The sequence below is a fragment of the Bacterioplanes sp. CLAM21 genome, from assembly GCF_059641015.1.
Map to the genome: position 1 here is coordinate 831,417 of NZ_CM184929.1, position 19,191 is coordinate 850,607.

Below are 19,191 nucleotides of genomic sequence, written 5' to 3' on the forward strand. Positions count from 1 at the left end.
AGATCCGTCCTCTCACAATAAAAAGTTATTAGCTGTGCCCAGGTTGGGCGTGGAGTTATTGTTGTTATGGTCAATCGAATCGGCGCTGTGTGCTTCGATCGCACCGCTGCGGTCTTTTAAATCGACGCCGGAGATTTGCAGCCTGCGTGCTTCACGCAATAAATAAGCCGCTTTTTCTGCGGCTAAGGCATAGCTCAACCCTTCCGGTCTGACATTGGAAATGCAGTTGCGGCGCGCATCGGTTAGCCCAGGTTTCGGCGCATAGGTTAAATACAAGCCAAGGCTGTCGGGCGAACTTAAGCCTGGCCTCTCGCCAATCAGCATCAGCACCATACGTGCATTGAGTAACTCACCGACATCATCGCTAATGGCGACACGACCTTGCTGCACTAGGGTGATGGGCGCCAGCGACCAGGATTGGGCATCGTCGGCTAATTGCTGTGCCAGTGCGTCGATAAACGGCACGGCATTATGAGCAATGGCGGTGGCTGATAAGCCATCGGCAATCACCAGCGCCAGGTCATAGGGCTGCTCGGCAATGGGTTGCTGTTGTTGCAGTAACGTCCGTGACGCGTCATCTAAGCGGCGGCCCAAATCCGGCCGCTGCAAGTAGGTCATACGGTCTACTGCTTGGCTGTGCATGTGCAAGGGTGGCTCGTCGTTCAACAGCGGCTGTTGCGCGCTCAACTGCTCCAACTGTTGGCTCAAATTTGAGGTATCCAAAGCGGTATGCACCGCATCGCGGGCTTGAGCGTGGGCCAACTGAAAAGCCAACATTTCTGAGGTGGGCAGGCTGACGCCGCTGCGACCCAAGCCGATGCGGGCGGCGGTAAACTGTCGTAGACGGCGCCAGGGGTTATCTACCACTCCCTGCCAAGCTTGCTGTTCAGGTTGATCAACCATGCTGAGCCTCCTGGTCGTTATTGGCGCTGCCATCAGAGTTCGCTGGCAGCGCTTGCAGAGAATCGGCAAAGGCTGGTGGTAAGGCATCGCTCAAGCTGGCACCAGGGGCGTTTTTCATGATCTGCATGCGCTCCAGCCAGTGCTCAAATTCAGGTGCTGCGCCCAAACCAAGTACACGACGGGCGTACAGGGCATCATGAAAGGAAGTGGTTTGATAATTGAGCATAATGTCGTCGGAGCCCGGGATGCCCATCACGAAAGAGCAACCGGCGGTGCCGAGCAGAGTCAGCAGGTTATCCATATCGTTTTGATCGGCTTCGGCATGGTTGGTGTAACAGACGTCACAACCCATGGGCAGCCCCAATAATTTGGCGCAAAAATGATCTTCTAGGCCGGCACGGATAATTTCTTTGCCGTCGAATAAATACTCCGGGCCAATAAAACCGACCACGGTATTCACCAGTAACGGGTTAAATTTGCGTGCCACGGCGTAGGCGCGCACTTCACAGGTTTGCTGATCAAGACCGTGGTGGGCATTGGCTGACAACGAGCTGCCTTGGCCGGTTTCAAAATACATCACGTTATTGCCCACCGTACCGCGCCCCAGAGATTGGGCCGCGGCTTCGGCCTCGGCCAGGGTGGCCAGGTTAAAACCAAAGCTGCTGTTGGTGGCTTCGGTGCCACCAATCGACTGAAATACCAGATCAACCGGGGCGCCTTGTTCAATGCACTCCAAGGTGTTGGTGACATGAGTGAGCACGCACGACTGAGTCGGGATGTCGTAGCGCTGAATGACTTCGTCCATCAGCGTTAACAAGCGTGTCGCCTGGGGCACATTGTCAGTGGCCGGGTTAATCCCAATCACCGCATCACCATTGCCGTATAGCAGGCCATCGAGAATGCTGGCGGCAATGCCGTTAATATCATCGGTCGGGTGATTGGGCTGTAGTCGTGTAGATAATCGACCAGGCAAGCCAATGCGGTTACGAAAGGCGGTGGTGACGTGGCATTTCTGTGCCACCAGAATTAAATCCTGATTGCGCATGATTTTGCTGACGGCGGCCGCCATTTCCGGTGTGACGCCGGCGCGTATGTGTTCAAGGCGTTCAGGACTGGCATGGTCTGATAACAGCCAGTTGCGAAAATCACCCACGGTTAAATGAGCAATGGGTGCAAAGGCTTCAGCATTGTGCTCGTCGATAATCAGGCGGGTGACTTCATCTTGCTCATAGGGAATCAGAGCTTCATTGAGAAAATTTTTCAGTGGCACCTCAGCCAAGGTCATTTGCGCAACCACGCGCTCTTCGGCTGACTGGGCCATGACCCCAGCCAAACGATCACCTGATCGAGCCGGGGTGGCGCGGGCCATCAACTCAGCCAAATGTCTGAATTCATAGGTTTTGCTACCAAGACGGTAGCGATAGGTCTTGTGCATGGTGTTTCCTGCCTGCTGGGCTCAGGAACAGAACTTGCGTAGCAGCATGCTTCTGTAGCAATGAGCGATTACTCAGCACCAGCGAAGGTCGTACCGAAGCCATATCAAAAATCGGCAAACATCAAAAAAACCATATAAAACAAATAGTTATGTATGGTTTCTGTGTGTTGGAGGAGTACGGGATAGGGCAATGGGCTGAGGCTGATACCAGAGGTAGCACCCTTAATGAGCAGTAACGCACCAGCACTGTGCAGAAGCGAAGCAACGGATGCTGATTTGCACGCAGACAATTTACGCAACTGGCGGCAGCAGTACGATCAGCTTAGCGATGGCCAGTTTTTTGGCCGCATTGATGAAGTGGCCCTAGGGCAACTGCAGATTTTCACTGAGCACACCAGCCAGGCGCTGCATCAACACTGTAATGTCTGGCCGGATTCTGTGTGGCTAGGGTTCACCGTGGGGGAGCAGCAGTGCCGGATTAACGGCTTAGAAGTCCAGCCTGATCAGCTGATGGTACGCCCGGGGCAGTGTGACTTTGAGCTGATTACGCCAGCCGAGTTTGATATCTATGGACTGGTGATCAGTCAAGCGGCATTGCAGCAGGTGGCCGATGCGCAAGGCATAGCCTTGGACCCAAGCGCTTGGCTTAAGCCGCGTAAACAGTGGCATCCACAACGGCTCAATGCGCTGCGTTACATGCTACAGCGCTGGCTGACGCCGATGCATACCGGGGTGGGTGGACGTTTGCAGCAAGAGTTGCTGCTGAACACAGCGCTGGAAGTGCTGCAGCAACAGCCGGTAACGGAGCGCAGGCATACGAGTTATGGTCGTCGCAAAGCGGTAGTCGAGCGTGTACAGGCGTATCTGGAGGCTAATCAACACGCACCCGTGACAATCACCGAATTGTGCCAGCTGACCCATGTTAGCCGTCGTACCTTACAATACAGCTTTGACAGCATTTTAGGCATCAGTCCGCTGCGCTTTTTACGCACCAGTCGCTTAAATGGTGTGCGCCGAGTGCTAACTCGAACCACACCCTGCGAGGATGTCAGCATCAGCCGGGTGGCTGGGGAGTGGGGCTTCTGGCACGGCGGCCAGTTTGCCCGCGATTACAAACAGCTGTTTGGCGAAAGCCCATCGGCAACCTTAGCGCGTTGGCCCAGTTAAACGGCCGACAGCAACACCCAAATCCCCACGGCAATAAACAGCACACTGGCCACCCGGTGCAGATGGCTCATGGGCAAACGCTTTAGTAAATGATCGCCCAGATAAACGACGGGCACATTTGCGATCAGCATGCCCAGCGTCGTGCCTAAGGTCACCCACAACAAGGATTGAAATTGCGCCGCCAACAATACGGTGGCGACCTGGGTTTTATCGCCAATTTCTGCCAAAAAAAATAGCACAGTCGCAACCACAAAGGCACCCAAATGATCAAAGCGGCGGCTGACCTCTTCGTCCTTATCCGGTATCAATAGCCATAACCCCAGGCCAATAAAGCTGGCGGCTAACAACCAGTCAAACCAATGGGAATTAAGCCAATGTGCCAGCCAGCTACCGAGCCAGGCTGAGGCTGCATGGTTGAGTAAGGTGGCTAATAAAATACCAGCAATAATCGCAGGCTTGTTGGCAAAGCGAGCAGCCAGCAGCAAAGACAATAATTGGGTTTTATCGCCCATTTCCGCCAGGGTGACGGTGAGGATGGAGGTCAGTAATGCTTCCATAAAAGACAATCCAGGCGGGAATCATAACCAAAGGCAAATGCCCACCTCCCGCCAATTGGAGTGGGGATTTGCCTTAGGTCTCGCCGATATGAAGGTGTTCATACTCACTGACCACAGGCTGTTGCCTGACTATGTTGACCAGTGAACCGACCGGTATGCACCGGTACAGCGGGCTACTCCCCCAAGACGGCGCTGATCATAGCAGTCTGGCTTTGCTGCAACAATACAGTACTGCAGCAAAGGGGCTGTACAGCCTGCCAATGCTGGTATTAGAGCGCAAAACATGGATGATGGATTTGTTAGGGCCTGTTAACACTATTTCGATCACGCTGTTATGAGAAGTAAGGCGCGAACAGTGATGTTTAACAAGTTAAATGAAGGATGAACAACACAGATTGAGGGGTTGTCAGCCATATCCCGAAAGGCTGGAGTCCGTTTTTCCCTGAGTCGCGTTATTCGTTGCTCATTTAACCCGTTAAACCACACGCTTCATGCCTCACTCAAGAAAAACTGACGTCCAGCAGTAAAGAGCTGAATAGTGTTAACGGGCCCAAATAGGAGATAAACATGAAACAAGCAATTACCCTGTATCAAGTGGATGCCTTTGCTGAGCAGGTATTTTCTGGCAATCCTGCCGCCGTATGTGTTTTACAGCAGTGGCTGGCGGATGATTTGTTGCAGGCGATTGCCAGCGAAAATAATTTGTCGGAAACCGCCTTTGTCGTCGCCGTAGAGCAAGGCTATGAGCTGCGCTGGATGACCCCAGAGGCGGAAGTTGGTCTATGTGGTCATGCCACCTTGGCAGCCGCCCATGTGTTGCACCGGCACTTGGCTGCCAATCAGTCAACGTTGCGATTTTTTACCCGCAGCGGTGAGCTCAACGTGACAGCGACAACCGAAGGTTACGCCATGGATTTCCCGGCGACAATGCCAGTGGCTTGTGAGGCACCAAACGCTTTATTGCAAGGGCTCGGGGCGGAGCCAAAAGCTGTGTTGGCCGGATTTGATTATGTGGTGGTGTTAGACAATGAAGCCCAACTGCGTGCATTAACTCCAGACTTCAATCTGTGGATGGGGCTCGATAAGCGCGGAGTGGTGGTGACCGCTGTGGGGGATGAGTGCGATTTCGTTAGCCGCTGCTTTTTTCCCAAGTTAAAAGTGAATGAAGATCCGGTAACGGGCTCTGCTCACTGTCAGACCGCGCCATTTTGGGCCGAGCATTTAAATAAACCCCATTTGCTGGCACAGCAGCTATCTGAACGCGGCGGTACGGTGCAGTGTCAGGTGGCTGGCGAGCGAGTTGTGTTGCTAGGGCAGGCGCAGGATTATTTACAAGGCACAATTTGGGTTCCGTGCTGACCGAGCTTAATCGGCGGCTAAAGCCTGGATAAGTTTGCGGCGCTGCTGCTTGAGCAGCGCTATTTTGTCGCGCAGTTCTTGCTGGTCGTTGCTGTCTGGCTCCTGGGCCAACTTCTCTTCCAGATTTTTTTGCTTTTGCCGCAGTTTTTTCAAGCAATGTTTCAGTGCCTTACGCTGTTGCTGGCGTTGGCGTTCTGGGTGGTCAAACAGCGTCTGCACTTGCTTCATCAGCTTACTAAATTTCATCCGCTGCCCTCTTCACGTACATCGCTGGCTAACTGACGATAGTCTTCGTCGCTTAACGACCAATCCGGGTCGTCATGACTGGCAGGCACCAATAAGTATTCAGCGGCGGTTAACAGGCGTTTGCAGACATGCAAGCAATAGCTTTTGTCGGTCATTAGTGACGTGGCCATAACGGCTGTGATCTGTCGTTGCTGAATCAACTGTTCCAATTGCTGATCGTAGTCGTCGCTAAAACGCTGTAGTTGTAAATGATGACGTTGCAAAGCCAGCTCAATATCGTCGCTATCGCCGAGCTCTAGTGTTTGGTCGAGCAGCGCCAGTGTAGCGGCTATTTGGGTGCGCAAGCTGTGGTAACTGGCGGTCATGGCAACAGGGCCTTGGTGTAGATACAGCACCAGATTATCGAGTAGATGCTTCACCCCTTTAATGGCTTCTAATAAGTGAAAGCCCGCGACTCGGGTGCGGCGCAGTTGTTCTTCTTGCTTAAAACCTGCTTGGCTGCGAGCGCGAATCAGAAACTCGACAATCGAGCTGTAGACGGGCTTAAGCCTATGTTGGTAAGCCTGCAGCAGGTGCTGATGCTGTTGCTCAATGTCATCGGCGGTATCGAGATTGATCAGGCTGTGCTGCAAACGAAAATCACTGCTGCGCCAGCCCAGGGCATGAATCATGGTATCGCGGCAAAAGCGATACAAACGCAAGGTCTCTCGTTGGCTAACGTGCAAAGCCGACGCAGGAGAAGCGAGAGCGGCATCGTTTAAATAGCGGGGTTTTTTAATGTCGGTTTCGCCGGCCACCAGCCAGCGCTGCAGCAGTTTGGCTAACGTTGCGAGCCAGGGTGTCATCAGTGCTATGCCAATGACATTAAACAGGGTATGAAACAGGGCCAGTTTTAACGTGTCGCTGTCGGGGGGGAGCTGCAGCTGATGGGCTAGCCATGCGGTGAGCGCCACCAGCCAAGGCAATAACAGTAACGCTAAAATGCCGGTAATCAGGTTAAAAATAACGTGGCCGGCGGCTAGTTGGCGGCCAGCCATATTGGCTCCCATAGCACCCACCATAGCCGTTACTGTCGTGCCAATGTTGGCTCCAATAGCAACGGCCAAGGCCGCTGTATAGTCGATTTGGCCATTGGTCAGTGCCGTGAGAATAAGCACCAAGGTTGCATGGCTGGATTGCATAATGACAGTAGCCAAGATACCAATGGCGACAAACAAAACTCGCGATAGCCACAGCTGACTGTTGATACCGTCGAGTAGCAGTAGGCTTTCATAGGCGCTAAAGCCCTGTTTGGTTAAATGAATGCCAAAAAAGATAAAACCGATGCCGGTGAGAATATGCCCCAGGCTTTGCCAGCGCCGCCGATGTTGAAATTGCAAGGCAATACCAAACACCAGTAGCGGCAGCGCATAACTCGATAATTTGATCTTCAGCCCGTATAAGGCGATCAGCCAGGCGCCGGTGGTGGTACCCAAATTGGCACCAAACACAATGCCAAGACCGGCGGTTAGAGGAATTAATCCTGCAGATATAAAAGAAATGCTGAGCATCGACACCAGCGAGCTGGATTGCATCAGGGTAGTCGCCACGACACCGACGCTTAATGCTTTACCTGTGGTGTCGGTGCAGCGCTGCAGCCAGCGTTGTAACACGCCACCACTGAGTGCTTTAAAACCACGCTCCAGTGATAGCATGCCAAATAAAAACAAAGCGACACCGGCAGCAATTTCTTGAAAGGCGCTGCTGCGCCAAAGGGCGACAGCCAGCACAGTAAGAACAAACGGAAAGGCCCAGCGATTCAATGCATCCATAGCGTTAATATAGGAGCTGCGGGGGTGATTTCCATCTAAAGGCGAGCGTATCGCTGCAGGAGAGGTCTATCTTGCCTGCCGTTAAATTGGCAATGGGTGTCGCTGGCAACGTTGATACGCCAGTGAAGGGAGTACAGGCTTTATGGCGGTTAAACGGTAAGGATCAAGCTTTGCGGCAACAAGCAACGTGACCTGATCTCTGTCGCTGACTTATCATCACAATGACTGCTACCTTTATAACCAAAACCATTGTTCGAGGTTGTTACTATGACGGCATTGCGTCACTTGTTGGTGTTTTCTGGGTTCTTGGCATGTATCTGCCAGGCTGATACTCAACAGGGGCAGTGGACCATGGCATTGGGTAGTGGTTCAGCGTCTATTCGAGCGGATAATGCCAGCACGGCGATTCGTGTGGACGGTGACGGCCATAGTGCTTATCTCGGCCGCTACTGGCCGCTGGCTGAGCGTATTCATGCTTTAGCAAGCTTGAATTACTCACGTTTGCTTAATGTCGACGAAGTGAATGACAGCCTGGTCGGCGCAGAGCTGGGATTGAAGATGGATTTGCCAGCAGCGGGCTTACCGCGTCCCGTCTACTTCAAATCCGCGGTTGGCTGGCACTATGCCGATGGTTTGGCTCGTCATGGAGCGGGTTTGCTGGTCGGAGCTGGGGTGCCGCTACTGGTGTGGCGCCAAGCATCCGTCGATCTGGAGTACCAGTACCGCTATATCAACTGGCGTGATCGCGATGGTTATAACGAGCTTCGCAGCCAGCTCAGCCAGGTGTTTATCAGCGCCCAGTGGCGCTATTAGCCATTCCTGAGTAGGGAACTCCCGTTTCTCAGCTCGCTCAAAGCCCGACTCGCTCACATTGACGACATAAAATGGTCAGCTGTGTCAGCCTTTACACTTTGCCTGCACTTTGAACGCAGTCGGCGTCTGGGTTGGCCAGGCGCATCGTGATATATTCCCGCGTCGTTTTTACATCCTGCTAAGAGAGGAGCTGCACGCATGATTCCCGTCATACTCGCCGGCGGTTCAGGGACCCGACTATGGCCGCTGAGTCGCGCAGCGTTCCCAAAACAATTTTTGCCGTTGGCAGGCCAGCTGACCATGTTGCAGCAAACTGCAGCGCGTTTGAATGGTCTAGAAATGGACCAACCCATTGTGGTGTGCAGTGAGGATCACCGCTTTCTGGTGGCTGAACAGCTTCGCCAACAAGAGGTTCAGGCCAAAATTTTGCTTGAGCCTTGCGGCCGCAATACTGCACCAGCCATTGCGCTGGCTGCTATGCAAGCACTGCAGCAACAGCCTGAAGGTGCTGTGTTATTGGTGCTGGCAGCCGATCATGTGATTGAAAATAATGACGCTTTTCAAGCGGCGGTGCGCTCTTTGTTGCCTGCCGTACGTGATGGTCAATTTGGAACACTGGGCATTGTTCCCACTGAAGCAGCGACAGGTTATGGATACTTAAAAGCTGGTGCAGAGGTCGGTGGCTCGCTAAAGCAGGTTGAGCAGTTTGTTGAAAAGCCTGATGCCGCCACCGCCGAGCAGTATGTTGCTAGCGGCCAGTATTACTGGAACAGTGGCATGTTTATGCTGCGAGCTGACCGCTACCTCGAAGCGCTCGAACGTTATCAGCCGCACATGTATGCAGCCTGCCAACAGGCGATGGCTAATACCTGTCTGGATATGGATTTTGTCCGCGTGGATAACGAGGCGTTTGCCTCCAGCCCTTCGGACTCTATTGATTACGCCGTGATGGAGCCATTAACGGCGACGGCAGATAGCCCTATTGTGGTGGCGCCGCTGGATGCGGGCTGGAGTGATGTTGGCTCATGGTCAGCCTTGTGGGAAATCAGTCCCAAAGATGAGCAAGGCAATGTGTGTTTGGGCTCTGGGGCAGATTGCCATGCGGTGTTGCAAGATACTCGCAATTCCCTTGTCTTCAGTGAGCGCCGTCTTGTCGCAACATTAGGTGTCGACAATCTAGTGGTGATTGATACCCCTGATGCCGTGCTGGTAGCTGACAAAGACAAGGTACAGGACGTTAAAGCCATCGTTTCTCACATTCGTGATCAGGGACGCGATGAGCACATTCAGCATCGTGAAGTCTATCGTCCATGGGGTAGCTATGACTCGATTGGTTGCGGCGATCGCTATCAGGTCAAACGCATTACGGTGAATCCAGGCGCCAAGTTATCGGTGCAGATGCACCATCATCGTGCCGAGCACTGGATCGTGGTGTCGGGTACGGCCCGGGTGACCAATGGTGACGATACCTATTTAGTTACCGAAAACTGCTCAACCTACATTCCCGTTGGCCAGGTGCATGCGTTGGAAAACCCGGGGGTCATTCCTTTGGAAATGATCGAAGTACAGTCGGGTAGTTATTTGGGTGAAGACGATATTGTCCGCCTGGAAGATCGCTATGGTCGGGTGTAACCCCAGCCCGGTTAACCAGCCGGTTGCTCCCTTATGTGCTCCGTGCGGCAAACGTGTGTTTGGACGCCGCCATATTCGGGTGCGTTGTTTAACTCTGATTCGTGGCGGGCCCTAGTAATTTATTGGGGCCGTCCCCATACAAGGCAACAACGTCGTCTGTTGGCAGTGTATTCCTGAGACATTGAACGCTGCTGTGACATATCTCTCTCGTGTTTGGAAAACCTCATGCGCAAGCTTTCTCAAAAAAATGATCAGGAGCTGACTGAGCTACAACGAGCTCTTAAGGCCTGTAAAAGTGGATTTTTATCTGCTGGCTTCCTGTCGTTATTTATTAATTTATTAATGCTGGTCCCTGCGATTTACATGCTGCAGGTATATGACCGCGCATTGGGTAGTCGTAGCATGGAAACGCTGGCTATGTTAACGATTGTGTTGGTGGCCATGTTTGTGTCTCTGGCATTAATGCAGGTGGCTCGCTCTGGTATTTTGATTCGTGTGGGTAGTCAACTTGACGATTTGCTGAACCAAAAGCTGTTTGCTTCTATGTTTAAGCAATCCGTCAATGAGCCTGGTCGCCAGACAGCTCAGCCAATCACTGATATGACCTCTTTACGGCAGTTTTTAACGGGTCAGGGGCTGTTTGCCTTTTTCGATGGCCCTTGGCTACCTATCTATATCGCCGTGTTGTTTATGTTCCATTTCTGGTACGGCGTGTTTGCCATTATTGCTGCACTGATTTTGGCAGCGTTAGCCTACGCCAACGAAAAAGCCACCAGCGAACTGCTCAAAGAAGCCGGTCAAAAAAATGTGCAATCTTCCCAGTACGCCAATTCGGCGGTGCGTAATGCTGAAGTAGTGGCAGCCATGGGTATGGAAACTGGCCTGCGCAAGAAATGGTTGCAGCGTCATCTCAGTTTCTTGTCGTCACAATCTAAAGCCAGTGATCGTGCAGCTATTCTGACAAATATTTCCAAAGCATTGAGAATGCTGTTTCAGTCGTTGATATTAGGCCTTGGTGGCTATCTAGCGATTATTCAGGAAATCACTCCGGGCATGTTGATTGCTGGCTCTATTCTGCTTGGACGAGCGCTGGCTCCGCTGGATTTATTGATTGGTTCTTGGAAAGGTTTTGCTTCTGCGCGCCAAGCCTATGACCGGTTAAATGCTTTGTTTACCACTTATCCAAATCAAGAGCCGGGTATGCCATTACCTGCGCCAGAAGGTCAACTCAGTGCGGAAGGTGTTTTTGTGGTGCCACCGGGTGCCGCGGCTCCGGCTTTGCGTGGTATTAATTTTGCGCTTGATAAAGGCGATATGCTGGCCGTTGTCGGCCCAAGCGCAGCTGGGAAGTCGACCTTGGCCCGATCATTACTCGGAGTTTGGCCGCTGTCGAACGGTAAGGTACGTCTCGACGGTGCAGATGTACATCGTTGGAATAAAGCAGAGCTCGGTCCCTATATTGGCTATCTGCCACAAGATATCGAGCTTTTTGACGGTACCATTAGTGAAAATATTTCGCGTTTTGGCGACGTTGATGCTGCCAAGGTGGTGAGTGCTGCCAAGCTAGCGGGTGTGCACGAATTAATTCTGCGTTTACCCCAGGGTTACGACACTGTTATCAGCAGTAGCGGTGGTGCATTATCGGGCGGCCAACGCCAACGCATTGGTCTTGCGCGTGCCGTATACGGCGATCCACGTCTGGTGGTGTTGGACGAACCTAACTCCAACTTGGATGATCAAGGCGAAGCAGCGCTGCTGGAAACCTTAGAAGTACTGCGGGAGCGCCAGGTGACCGTGGTGTTGATTTCACATCGTAAACCAATCCTCAAATTGGTAAACAAAATGATGGTGCTGTCGGATGGTCAAGTGATGATGTTTGATCACAGAGACAACGTCATGCGCGCCTTGCAGGAAGGCAAACTGAACCTCGGTAACGCATCCAAGCCAGCATTGGCTGCCGGAGGTGCGCAATGAGTCAGCAGGAAAAAGATGCAGTTATGAATACTGACAAGCAGCAGGTTGTTGTGGGTAACGATGGCGTGGTTCAGGGCGACTACGTCCGTGATCTTTCTGAAGTGGATGTTGCGCCAGAGCTTAAAATTGAGACTGATCACCGCGGTCGTTCCAGGTTTGGTTGGTGGGTTGTCATTGCCACCTTTATCTTTTTTGGTGGTTGGGCTGCGGTAGCTAAGCTTGATGGTGCTGCCATTGGTATGGGGCAAGTGGTAACAGACTCTCAGAACCGCGTGGTACAACACCTCGAAGGTGGCGTCGTCGATGAAGTTTTGGTGGAAGACGGTGATCTGGTCAAAGAAGGGCAAATTTTACTGCGTCTGTCGGATACCCGGGCTCGCTCTGAGCTGGAGATAGTCGAATCTCAATTGCGTGAAGCTTGGGGTTATGAAGCCCGTTTGCTGGCTGAGCGAGCGGCGACTAAAACGGTTAGTTTTCCAACTGAGTTGACTGAGCAGGCCGATCAGCCGGGTGTGCAATCGATTATGGATGGTCAGCGCCAGGTTTTCGAAGCACGACGCGAGTCTTATAAATCCAACATTGAAATTTTTGAAAAACAGATCGCTGCGCTGCAAAAGCAAATTCGTGGCATGACTTCTATGCGCGACAACTTAATTGGCCGGATTCAATCCTATGAGGCTGAAGTTAAAGAATGGCAAAGTTTGTATGAACGCCAGCTGGCCGACCGAGTCCGGTTAAATGAAATGCGCCGCGATCTGCTGCGTTTACAGGGCGAGCGAGATTCTTTGGAATCGGATATTGCTAAGGCTGAGCTGGATATCAGCTCAACACGCTCGCAAATGACGCTGAAAAAAGAAGAGTACATGGAGCAAGTGGTCACTCAGCTGCGAGATGTTCAGCAGAAAAAAGCAGATTTGTTATCGCGTCGTATTGCTTTGTCAGACACTCTAGCCCGAATGGAAATTCGTGCCCCAGCTTCTGGTGAGGTTGTCGGCTTTCGCTCTCGCACTGTGGGCGCGGTGATCCAGCCGGCGGAAACCATTATGGAAGTGGTTCCAAATGAGCAGCAGTTTGCTATTAAGGCACGGATTAAATCCACAGATATTGATCGTGTTCATGTTGGGCTGATGGCAGATCTTCGTCTGTCCGCCTTTAACTTCCAAGCTGCCCATATTATCGAAGCTAAAGTATTGCGGGTGTCAGCGGATGCCTTCACCGATGATAAAACGGGAGAGCAGTTTTATGAGGCGCGTTTACAAGTCACGGAGCACGGTCTCGAAACGATGAAAGAGCAGGAAATGTATTTTGTTCCAGGCATGCCTGCAGAAGTCATGATCAAAACCGGTGAGCGCACAGTGCTGCATTATTTATTGGGCCCTGTTATTCGTATTTCTGAAAAAGCATTCCGGGAGGCTTGATATGAAATTGCTGGGTAGTTCAACCCCATGGATTGCTTTGGTCGCAGCCTTAGCTGCACCGCTGGCTGAAGCAGAAATGACGCTGTCACAGGCCTATCAGGCAACGATTGACTACAATGCTCGCTTGCAAGGAGAACGCGCCAATGTGCGAGCAGAGCAAGCTTCTGTTGATGAAGCTTGGGCTGGAGTGAAGCCGCAGCTCAGTGCGACGGCCAGTTATGGCCGTGCTCGCACTACGCAGGACTATCAACAGGGAAAGGTATTTAATATTGATACCTCTGATCGCTATGACGTGTCGTTAAATCAGGTCATTTATTCCCATAAAAGCTTTGCTGCGATCAGTCGAGCCAAGCGTGCTGCCGAAGTAGCTGAAGCAAAGGCGCGAGGCACTGAGTTTGAAACCGGGGTTGAGGTCGTAAAGACCTACATTGAGGTGGTCAAGAACCAGCGTTTGAAAGACATTATTACCGCGGAAAAAGACAGCCACTTGTATCGACTTAACCAAGTGGAAGAAATGTTGGGGCGTGGCTTAACGACCCTGGCACAGGTATTAAATGCACGAGCAGAAGTGGATCAGATTGATGCTCGTTTAGTCGAAGTGAACAACAACCATCGCGTAGCACTGCAGCAACTGTCACAGTTGACTGGACAAACGGTTGATGCTGTTGCACCACTAGATGAAAACGGCTGGAAGCAAATTCCGCAATGGTTACAGCGTGACTGGCTGAATGAAGCACTTGAGCGTTCGGCGCGAGTTGACAGTGCTGAAGCGGAAGTCGAGCTGGCGGATGCCAATCACTCATTTGAATCTGCAGCCCACTATCCAGAGTTGTATCTGAGTGGCCGCTACAGTGAAAATGACACGATTACAACGAGTTTGCGTGAAGAAAGTAAAATCGAACTGCAATTGCGCATACCTCTCTATTCTGGTGGAGCAACCAGTGCCAGAAGCCGGGCCGCAGCCGAGCGAGAAGCGAAAGCACTAGCCATGTTGGATTACGCTCGCCGTCAGGTAAAAACCGACGTTGAAAGTTTGACCAGTCAACTGCAAGGATTGCATGACAATATTGAGGCCTTGTTCAAGTCGTTAGCTTCTAGTCAGGCTGCAGAAAAAGCCGCCGAGGAGGGCTTTCGTGCTGGTGTACGTCGTTTACAGGAGTTGCTTGACGCTCAGCAGCGACGCTCGCAGGTTGAACAAAAACTCGTGACTGCAATTTATACTAGCTCTTTGAGATACGCTGAACTATTGAGCTTGGCAGGTGAGTTAGGTAGCGACAGTCTGCAGCAGCTATAGCACCCTCCGCGACATTCACACCAGATGTGCAGCAGCTCATCTGGTGTGAAATATCTTCGATCAGTTATTGTTCCAGATATCTGCCAGTGTTTGAGTAAACGAGGGCATTAATACTCGGTTACCATAACCACTGAGATGGTCGCCATCAAAAAACATCGTATTTCCATCCTGCATGACTGAGCAGCTATCATCGGAACATAGGCTGTTCATGGGTTGCCACACATACACATGAGAATAGTCCTGTTCGAGTGTTGCTATGGAATCCCGCACAGGCTGGCTAACCTTATCGAGAAAATCTTTGCTTATGGTCGTGGCACCACAAATCGGATGCTGGTGGTTAAACCAGTCAGAGCAGCGATAGGGCACAGTATCAAATACTGGCTTAGGTTCATCGATTAATACGTTAAAGCCTAGCTCGTTGAGTTTTTCCAGTAACGGGCGTGCTTGTTGCTGCGCCGTTTTAATGTTTTCTAATGTTTGCGGCGAGTGGCTGATGACGCTCACATACTCCGGGCCAAAGCGTACCCATTGATCAACGATCCGGTGGGTGCGTAACGACGCAAAAAAGATAACGTCGCCAGGCTTTCCATGGGCGTAGAAAAAGTGCAGTAGATTTTCGATGACCTTGTTGCAATGCTCTGTTTCATATTGCTTGTGAAGCAGATGAACAATAGGGCATTCCATGACTTGAAATTTGTGCACCTTTACACCGTAGCGATGCTTCACTTCATTTAACAGTGTCGAATAGGCACCCGTATGAGAGTTGCCGACAACAAACACCGAACGTCCCTGCCAGCGCTCGATGTTAGCCGGATCTATATCTCTGACCTCATGTTCTAATGCCTGCCATTGGTATTTATCGGCAGTCACACTTTGCGATAAGGCTGGACGCAGTGCGTACATCTGCCACGCCATGGCACAGCTTAAAGCAACGACGGTTATGCCGCCGCCGACTTTGGCGATCGCTGGCAGCATTCTAATTGTGTTGTGGTTGCGCGTTAAATTCTCAATAACATGGTAGGACAACATGGCGCATAAAAAGCTCAAAACAACCGCGATGATTTGCTGCGTGAATGTGTCGAGGCCGGTTGTCCAGCGCATCAGGGTGTATACAGGCCAATGCCATAAATACAGCGAATAAGATAATTTGCCGATATAGACGACAGGGCCGCTGGCTAGTATTTGGTGCAGTAAGGTACGTGGACTATTCGATGCGGTAATGGCCAGCAGCATCATGCTGGTGCCACTCACAGCTAATAATGCCCATGGCCAAGGGAACTGGCTTTTATCACTGACGGCAAAACCGCAAGCCACTAATATTGTCCCTAGCCACATCGATATACGCAAGCCGTTGGCATGGCCATGGCGTAGCCAGCCCGAATGTTGCAACTGGTACAGCCAAGCACCTGCAGCGAGTTCCCAAAAACGCGCTGGAAGTAAATAAAATGCCTGCATAGGCTGCTGACTAGTTTGCAGTGCGCTGTACCAGAGTGATGCTATGGCTAATAGCGGCATCAGTGCCAGGGCTGCGTTTTGCCAGCGGGAGTCACGACGCAAGGCGGCTAGCCAAACAAACAGCAGCAACGGAGCGATAACGTAAAACTGTTCCTCGACCCCTAGCGACCAGGTGTGAGTGTAAGGATTAAACTCAGTACGTGGTGAAAAATAGCCATCGGTGTGCCACACCAGGGCGAAATTACTCAGTCCGGCAAATGCCCATAAACCTACTTTGTTCAGCGACTGGCTGAGCCATGACTCAGGTACAAATAAAACGGTGGCCAGCGATGTTACCAACAGCATGACTATTAACGCAGGGAATATCCTCACCATGCGTCGCGCGTAGAAGGCGGTTAGATAACGGTGAAAAGGCAGTTGGTGTCGGTTTTGATGATCGATAACAGACTTAGTAACCACATAACCTGAAATCACAAAAAAAACATCAACGCCACTGAAGCCACCCGGCAGAATGGCCGGATCAAGATGAAACAGGACAACAGCCAATACAGCTAATGCACGCAGACCATCAATTTCACGAATGTAGCCAATCATCGTGACTCCTTGTTCAAGGTCTAGAAAGAGTGAGTGTGGGAGGAATCCATGCCGAACCGATAAAACGTGGTTGGCCAGTGTTCAGCACCTCAAAGGTGTAAGCGAGGTCTTTCCAGTGGTAGTTTTCTCGAATATGGGTGTCGTCGGCATGGGCTGCAATGGAAAACGAATAGCTGCCTTCGCCTAGGTTACAATCAAACTCAAAGCGGTAACTCACCACACTGCCTGCCGCAACTTCAGTCAGTTCTTGTTTTAACAGATGGCTGTTGGTACCAAAGATGTCATGTCGTAAACGGTCTTTGACTAGATAACCTACGACTAATTCAGGCAAATCAACATGGGCAGTAATCTCAACAATCAAAGCCAGTTTTTGCCCAACCGCAGCAACTTCAACCGCGTCACCCGTTGTGGCATCGACCAGCTGAACCTGGGTGATTTCGGCATCACCATTGCCGGATGTGGTTTGCACCCGACCATCTTGCAATTGTCGGGTTTGCACTTTGTGGCGTTGGTTTTCTTTGTTCGCGAGGGATGCATTGTAGTAATCCATCACGGCTTCGGGTTCACCTTGTAATACGACTTGGCCATGCTCAAGCAGAATGACTCTATCGCATACCCGTTGAATAGCCCCGCGATCATGGGAAACGATGAGCAAGCTGGTGCCTTCACGTTGCATTTCGCGAATACGATCGAAGCTCTTGTGCTGAAAATACGCATCACCAACCGATAAGGCTTCATCGACAATCAACACTTGTGGGCGCTTAACGGTCGCGACGGCAAAGGTGACGCGCATTTGCATACCACTGGAATAGGTGCGCAGAGGCTTATCGAAATACTCGCCCACTTCGGCAAAGTCCTCGACCTCTGGCATTAGCTTCTCTATCTCTGCGCTGCTCAGGCCCATCATGCTGAGACCATGGCGGGCATTTTCGCGCCCGGTGAATTCGCCATGAAAGCCCATGCCCAATTCTAAAATGGCGCGGATGTCTCCATTTAAGGTAATGCTGCCTGCAGACGGAGCGAGCGTACCGGCGATCATTTTCAGCAATGTACTTTTACCGGCACCATTTTCACCGACCAGCCCTACTGCTTCGCCAGGTGCGATATGAAAATTAATGTCTTTAAGTACCCAGTGTTCTTCGATGCCGTCGGCCGGAAGTCCGAGCCAGCTAAATATACGATGACGGGCGCTAGGATATTGCCGAAAAGCTTTGCCAACGCCTTGAACTTCAATCAACTTCATAACTGATCTGCCAACTCATTGCGGGTGCGGCTGTAAAGAAAGCCGCCAATGGACATAAAAATCAGGCTGCCACAGCACAGCAGAGCAATGGCTGAGGGGGCAGGGTGCTGGTGGTAAAGAATCACATCTTGAAACGCGTTGACCACACTTACCATGGGGTTGAAGGCAAAGTAACCACGATAAGCCTCGGGCAGCATGTCGGTGACATAGACGATGGGCGTTAGCCAAAACAAAAAGTTAAGGATTACTGGAATGATCTGGCTGACGTCACGAAAAAAGACATTCAGCAGTCCAAAGATTAAGCCCAGGCTGACCGAGAATAGTAAGGTTAAAGGTATCAGCAGTGCCAACCATAGGTAGTGCCAACTGGGCCAGTGCTGTAAACACATAAATACCGCCAACATCATGGTGAGCAGTGCCATACCATTAATAGTGACTGTGCCCGTGGCGATGGCGGGCAGCAAAGCTTTGGGGAAAGCCACTTTTTTGATCAGCTCACCTTGCTCGACGAAAATGCCCAAACCGCGGCCGAGACCTTCAGAAAACAATGTCCAAGCCAGCATGCCTGACATTAGATAAATGGGGTAAGCGTAAATGCTGTCCGTTTGTGGCAGTTTGGCGGCAATAATGTGCGACAAAATCAGGCTATAGATCAGCACCATGGCCAAGGGCTGAACCAGAATCCACACCAGTCCAAGCCGGCTGCGGGCATAACGGGCTTTAAAGTCATTAATAATGGCGCTACGGACAAACAGCCGAAATGACCACCAGTAGCGCAGGGTGGCTAATGTTCGGGTAACTGCAGGCATAGGTTCTATCCAGACAAGAGGCTTATCTAAGCCGGGCAAATTCACAACCAGCATGGGTTTACTGCGGCGGGCGAGTATAACAGCTCTGTCGTGTTTACGAAGTGCAGCGCTCAATTGATAAGAAGGCATTGGCGCTACGGATCTGCATAAAGATCTGCTGCGGCAGTTGTGCGGGCTGACCTGTGTCAATAAAGTGCAAAGTCAGATCGGGCTCGTCAGTGTATTTGGAGACTCTGAACGATCACCCAGGCTGTTTTTGATGGCGAAATAAAGTCAGTAAAATGCAAAGCTGTTTGTTCATTCGGTGAACAAATAGGTGTTCTTTGAGTGTTTTTTGATCAGCAGCGGGCGTTGTGAGTGTTTCGTGAGAACATACTGGCACAGGTTGTTTTTTGATCACTGTTGTGGTTTTTGTAGCTTATTGGTGTGGCTTGGGCAGGACTGTCTCACCAGAAGGGGCAACGTTGACCAAACCCTAACA

At 51.4% G+C, this 19,191-nt stretch carries 16 protein-coding genes; 8 read left to right on the forward strand and 8 right to left on the reverse strand.

Annotated elements, in window-relative coordinates:
• Positions 1-12: 12 nt before the first annotated feature.
• Positions 13-903, reverse strand: coding sequence for an ethanolamine ammonia-lyase subunit EutC (gene eutC, locus AC55FS_RS04005; RefSeq protein ID WP_496934783.1), 891 nt, complete (start codon positions 901-903; stop codon positions 13-15).
• Positions 896-2,338 carry an ethanolamine ammonia-lyase subunit EutB gene (locus tag AC55FS_RS04010; protein ID WP_496934784.1) on the reverse strand — a complete coding sequence of 481 codons (1,443 nt, stop codon included), beginning with the start codon at positions 2,336-2,338 and terminating at the stop codon, positions 896-898. The genes eutC and AC55FS_RS04010 overlap by 8 nt, the downstream gene beginning before the upstream one ends.
• Before the next feature lie 225 nt (positions 2,339-2,563).
• On the opposite strand from AC55FS_RS04010, the gene AC55FS_RS04015 reads away from it, so the two are divergent.
• Positions 2,564-3,505 carry a helix-turn-helix domain-containing protein gene (locus tag AC55FS_RS04015; protein ID WP_496934785.1) on the forward strand — a complete coding sequence of 314 codons (942 nt, stop codon included), beginning with the start codon at positions 2,564-2,566 and terminating at the stop codon, positions 3,503-3,505.
• Here AC55FS_RS04015 and AC55FS_RS04020 read toward each other — a convergent pair.
• The gene (locus tag AC55FS_RS04020) at positions 3,502-4,062 is read right to left on the reverse strand and encodes a TMEM165/GDT1 family protein (protein WP_496934786.1); all 561 of its coding nucleotides are present in this window, start codon (positions 4,060-4,062) and stop codon (positions 3,502-3,504) included. The two genes, AC55FS_RS04015 and AC55FS_RS04020, sit on opposite strands and share 4 nt — an antisense overlap.
• 131 nt (positions 4,063-4,193) lie before the next feature.
• Here AC55FS_RS04020 and AC55FS_RS04025 point away from each other — a divergent pair, with 131 nt between their 5' ends.
• Positions 4,194-4,400 (forward strand): hypothetical protein, encoded by a 207-nt coding sequence (locus AC55FS_RS04025; protein ID WP_496934787.1) that lies wholly within the window; start codon positions 4,194-4,196, stop codon positions 4,398-4,400.
• A 229-nt stretch (positions 4,401-4,629) separates the two neighbouring features.
• Positions 4,630-5,421, forward strand: a complete 792-nt coding sequence (locus tag AC55FS_RS04030) for a PhzF family phenazine biosynthesis protein (RefSeq protein WP_496934788.1) — start codon at positions 4,630-4,632, stop codon at positions 5,419-5,421.
• Positions 5,422-5,427: 6 nt separating this feature from the next.
• Here the strand turns inward: AC55FS_RS04030 and AC55FS_RS04035 are convergent, their stop codons facing one another.
• Positions 5,428-5,667, reverse strand: coding sequence for a hypothetical protein (locus AC55FS_RS04035; protein WP_496934789.1), 240 nt, complete (start codon positions 5,665-5,667; stop codon positions 5,428-5,430).
• On the reverse strand, positions 5,664-7,478 hold the full coding sequence (locus AC55FS_RS04040; RefSeq protein ID WP_496934790.1) for a Na/Pi cotransporter family protein: 1,815 nt from the start codon (positions 7,476-7,478) through the stop codon (positions 5,664-5,666). The genes AC55FS_RS04035 and AC55FS_RS04040 overlap by 4 nt, the downstream gene beginning before the upstream one ends.
• A gap of 267 nt (positions 7,479-7,745) precedes the next feature.
• Between AC55FS_RS04040 and AC55FS_RS04045 the strand changes: the two genes are divergently transcribed.
• The 5 genes from AC55FS_RS04045 to AC55FS_RS04065 all read left to right on the forward strand — a co-directional run bounded on the left by AC55FS_RS04045 (position 7,746) and on the right by AC55FS_RS04065 (position 14,609).
• Complete coding sequence (locus tag AC55FS_RS04045; protein ID WP_496934791.1) at positions 7,746-8,291, forward strand: hypothetical protein; 546 nt, start codon at positions 7,746-7,748, stop codon at positions 8,289-8,291.
• Positions 8,292-8,489: 198 nt separating this feature from the next.
• A complete protein-coding gene (locus AC55FS_RS04050; RefSeq protein WP_496934792.1) occupies positions 8,490-9,923 on the forward strand; it encodes a mannose-1-phosphate guanylyltransferase/mannose-6-phosphate isomerase in 1,434 nt (477 codons plus the stop codon).
• Between the two features lie 225 nt (positions 9,924-10,148).
• Positions 10,149-11,897, forward strand: a complete 1,749-nt coding sequence (locus AC55FS_RS04055; RefSeq protein ID WP_496934793.1) for a type I secretion system permease/ATPase — start codon at positions 10,149-10,151, stop codon at positions 11,895-11,897.
• Positions 11,894-13,315, forward strand: a complete 1,422-nt coding sequence (locus tag AC55FS_RS04060) for an HlyD family type I secretion periplasmic adaptor subunit (protein ID WP_496934794.1) — start codon at positions 11,894-11,896, stop codon at positions 13,313-13,315. Before AC55FS_RS04055 ends, AC55FS_RS04060 begins: the two co-directional genes overlap by 4 nt.
• A 1-nt stretch (position 13,316) precedes the next feature.
• Positions 13,317-14,609: a TolC family protein gene (locus AC55FS_RS04065; protein WP_496934795.1), complete on the forward strand. Its 1,293-nt coding sequence runs from the start codon at positions 13,317-13,319 to the stop codon at positions 14,607-14,609.
• A gap of 60 nt (positions 14,610-14,669) precedes the next feature.
• Here the strand turns inward: AC55FS_RS04065 and AC55FS_RS04070 are convergent, their stop codons facing one another.
• The 3 genes from AC55FS_RS04070 to AC55FS_RS04080 are packed head-to-tail and all read right to left on the reverse strand — an operon-like array spanning position 14,670 to position 18,710.
• Positions 14,670-16,658: an acyltransferase family protein gene (locus AC55FS_RS04070; RefSeq protein WP_496934797.1), complete on the reverse strand. Its 1,989-nt coding sequence runs from the start codon at positions 16,656-16,658 to the stop codon at positions 14,670-14,672.
• 13 nt (positions 16,659-16,671) lie between these two features.
• Positions 16,672-17,901: an ABC transporter ATP-binding protein gene (locus AC55FS_RS04075; protein ID WP_496934798.1), complete on the reverse strand. Its 1,230-nt coding sequence runs from the start codon at positions 17,899-17,901 to the stop codon at positions 16,672-16,674.
• Positions 17,898-18,710 carry an ABC transporter permease gene (locus AC55FS_RS04080; RefSeq protein WP_496934799.1) on the reverse strand — a complete coding sequence of 271 codons (813 nt, stop codon included), beginning with the start codon at positions 18,708-18,710 and terminating at the stop codon, positions 17,898-17,900. The genes AC55FS_RS04075 and AC55FS_RS04080 overlap by 4 nt, the downstream gene beginning before the upstream one ends.
• Between the last annotated feature and the right edge of the window lie 481 nt (positions 18,711-19,191).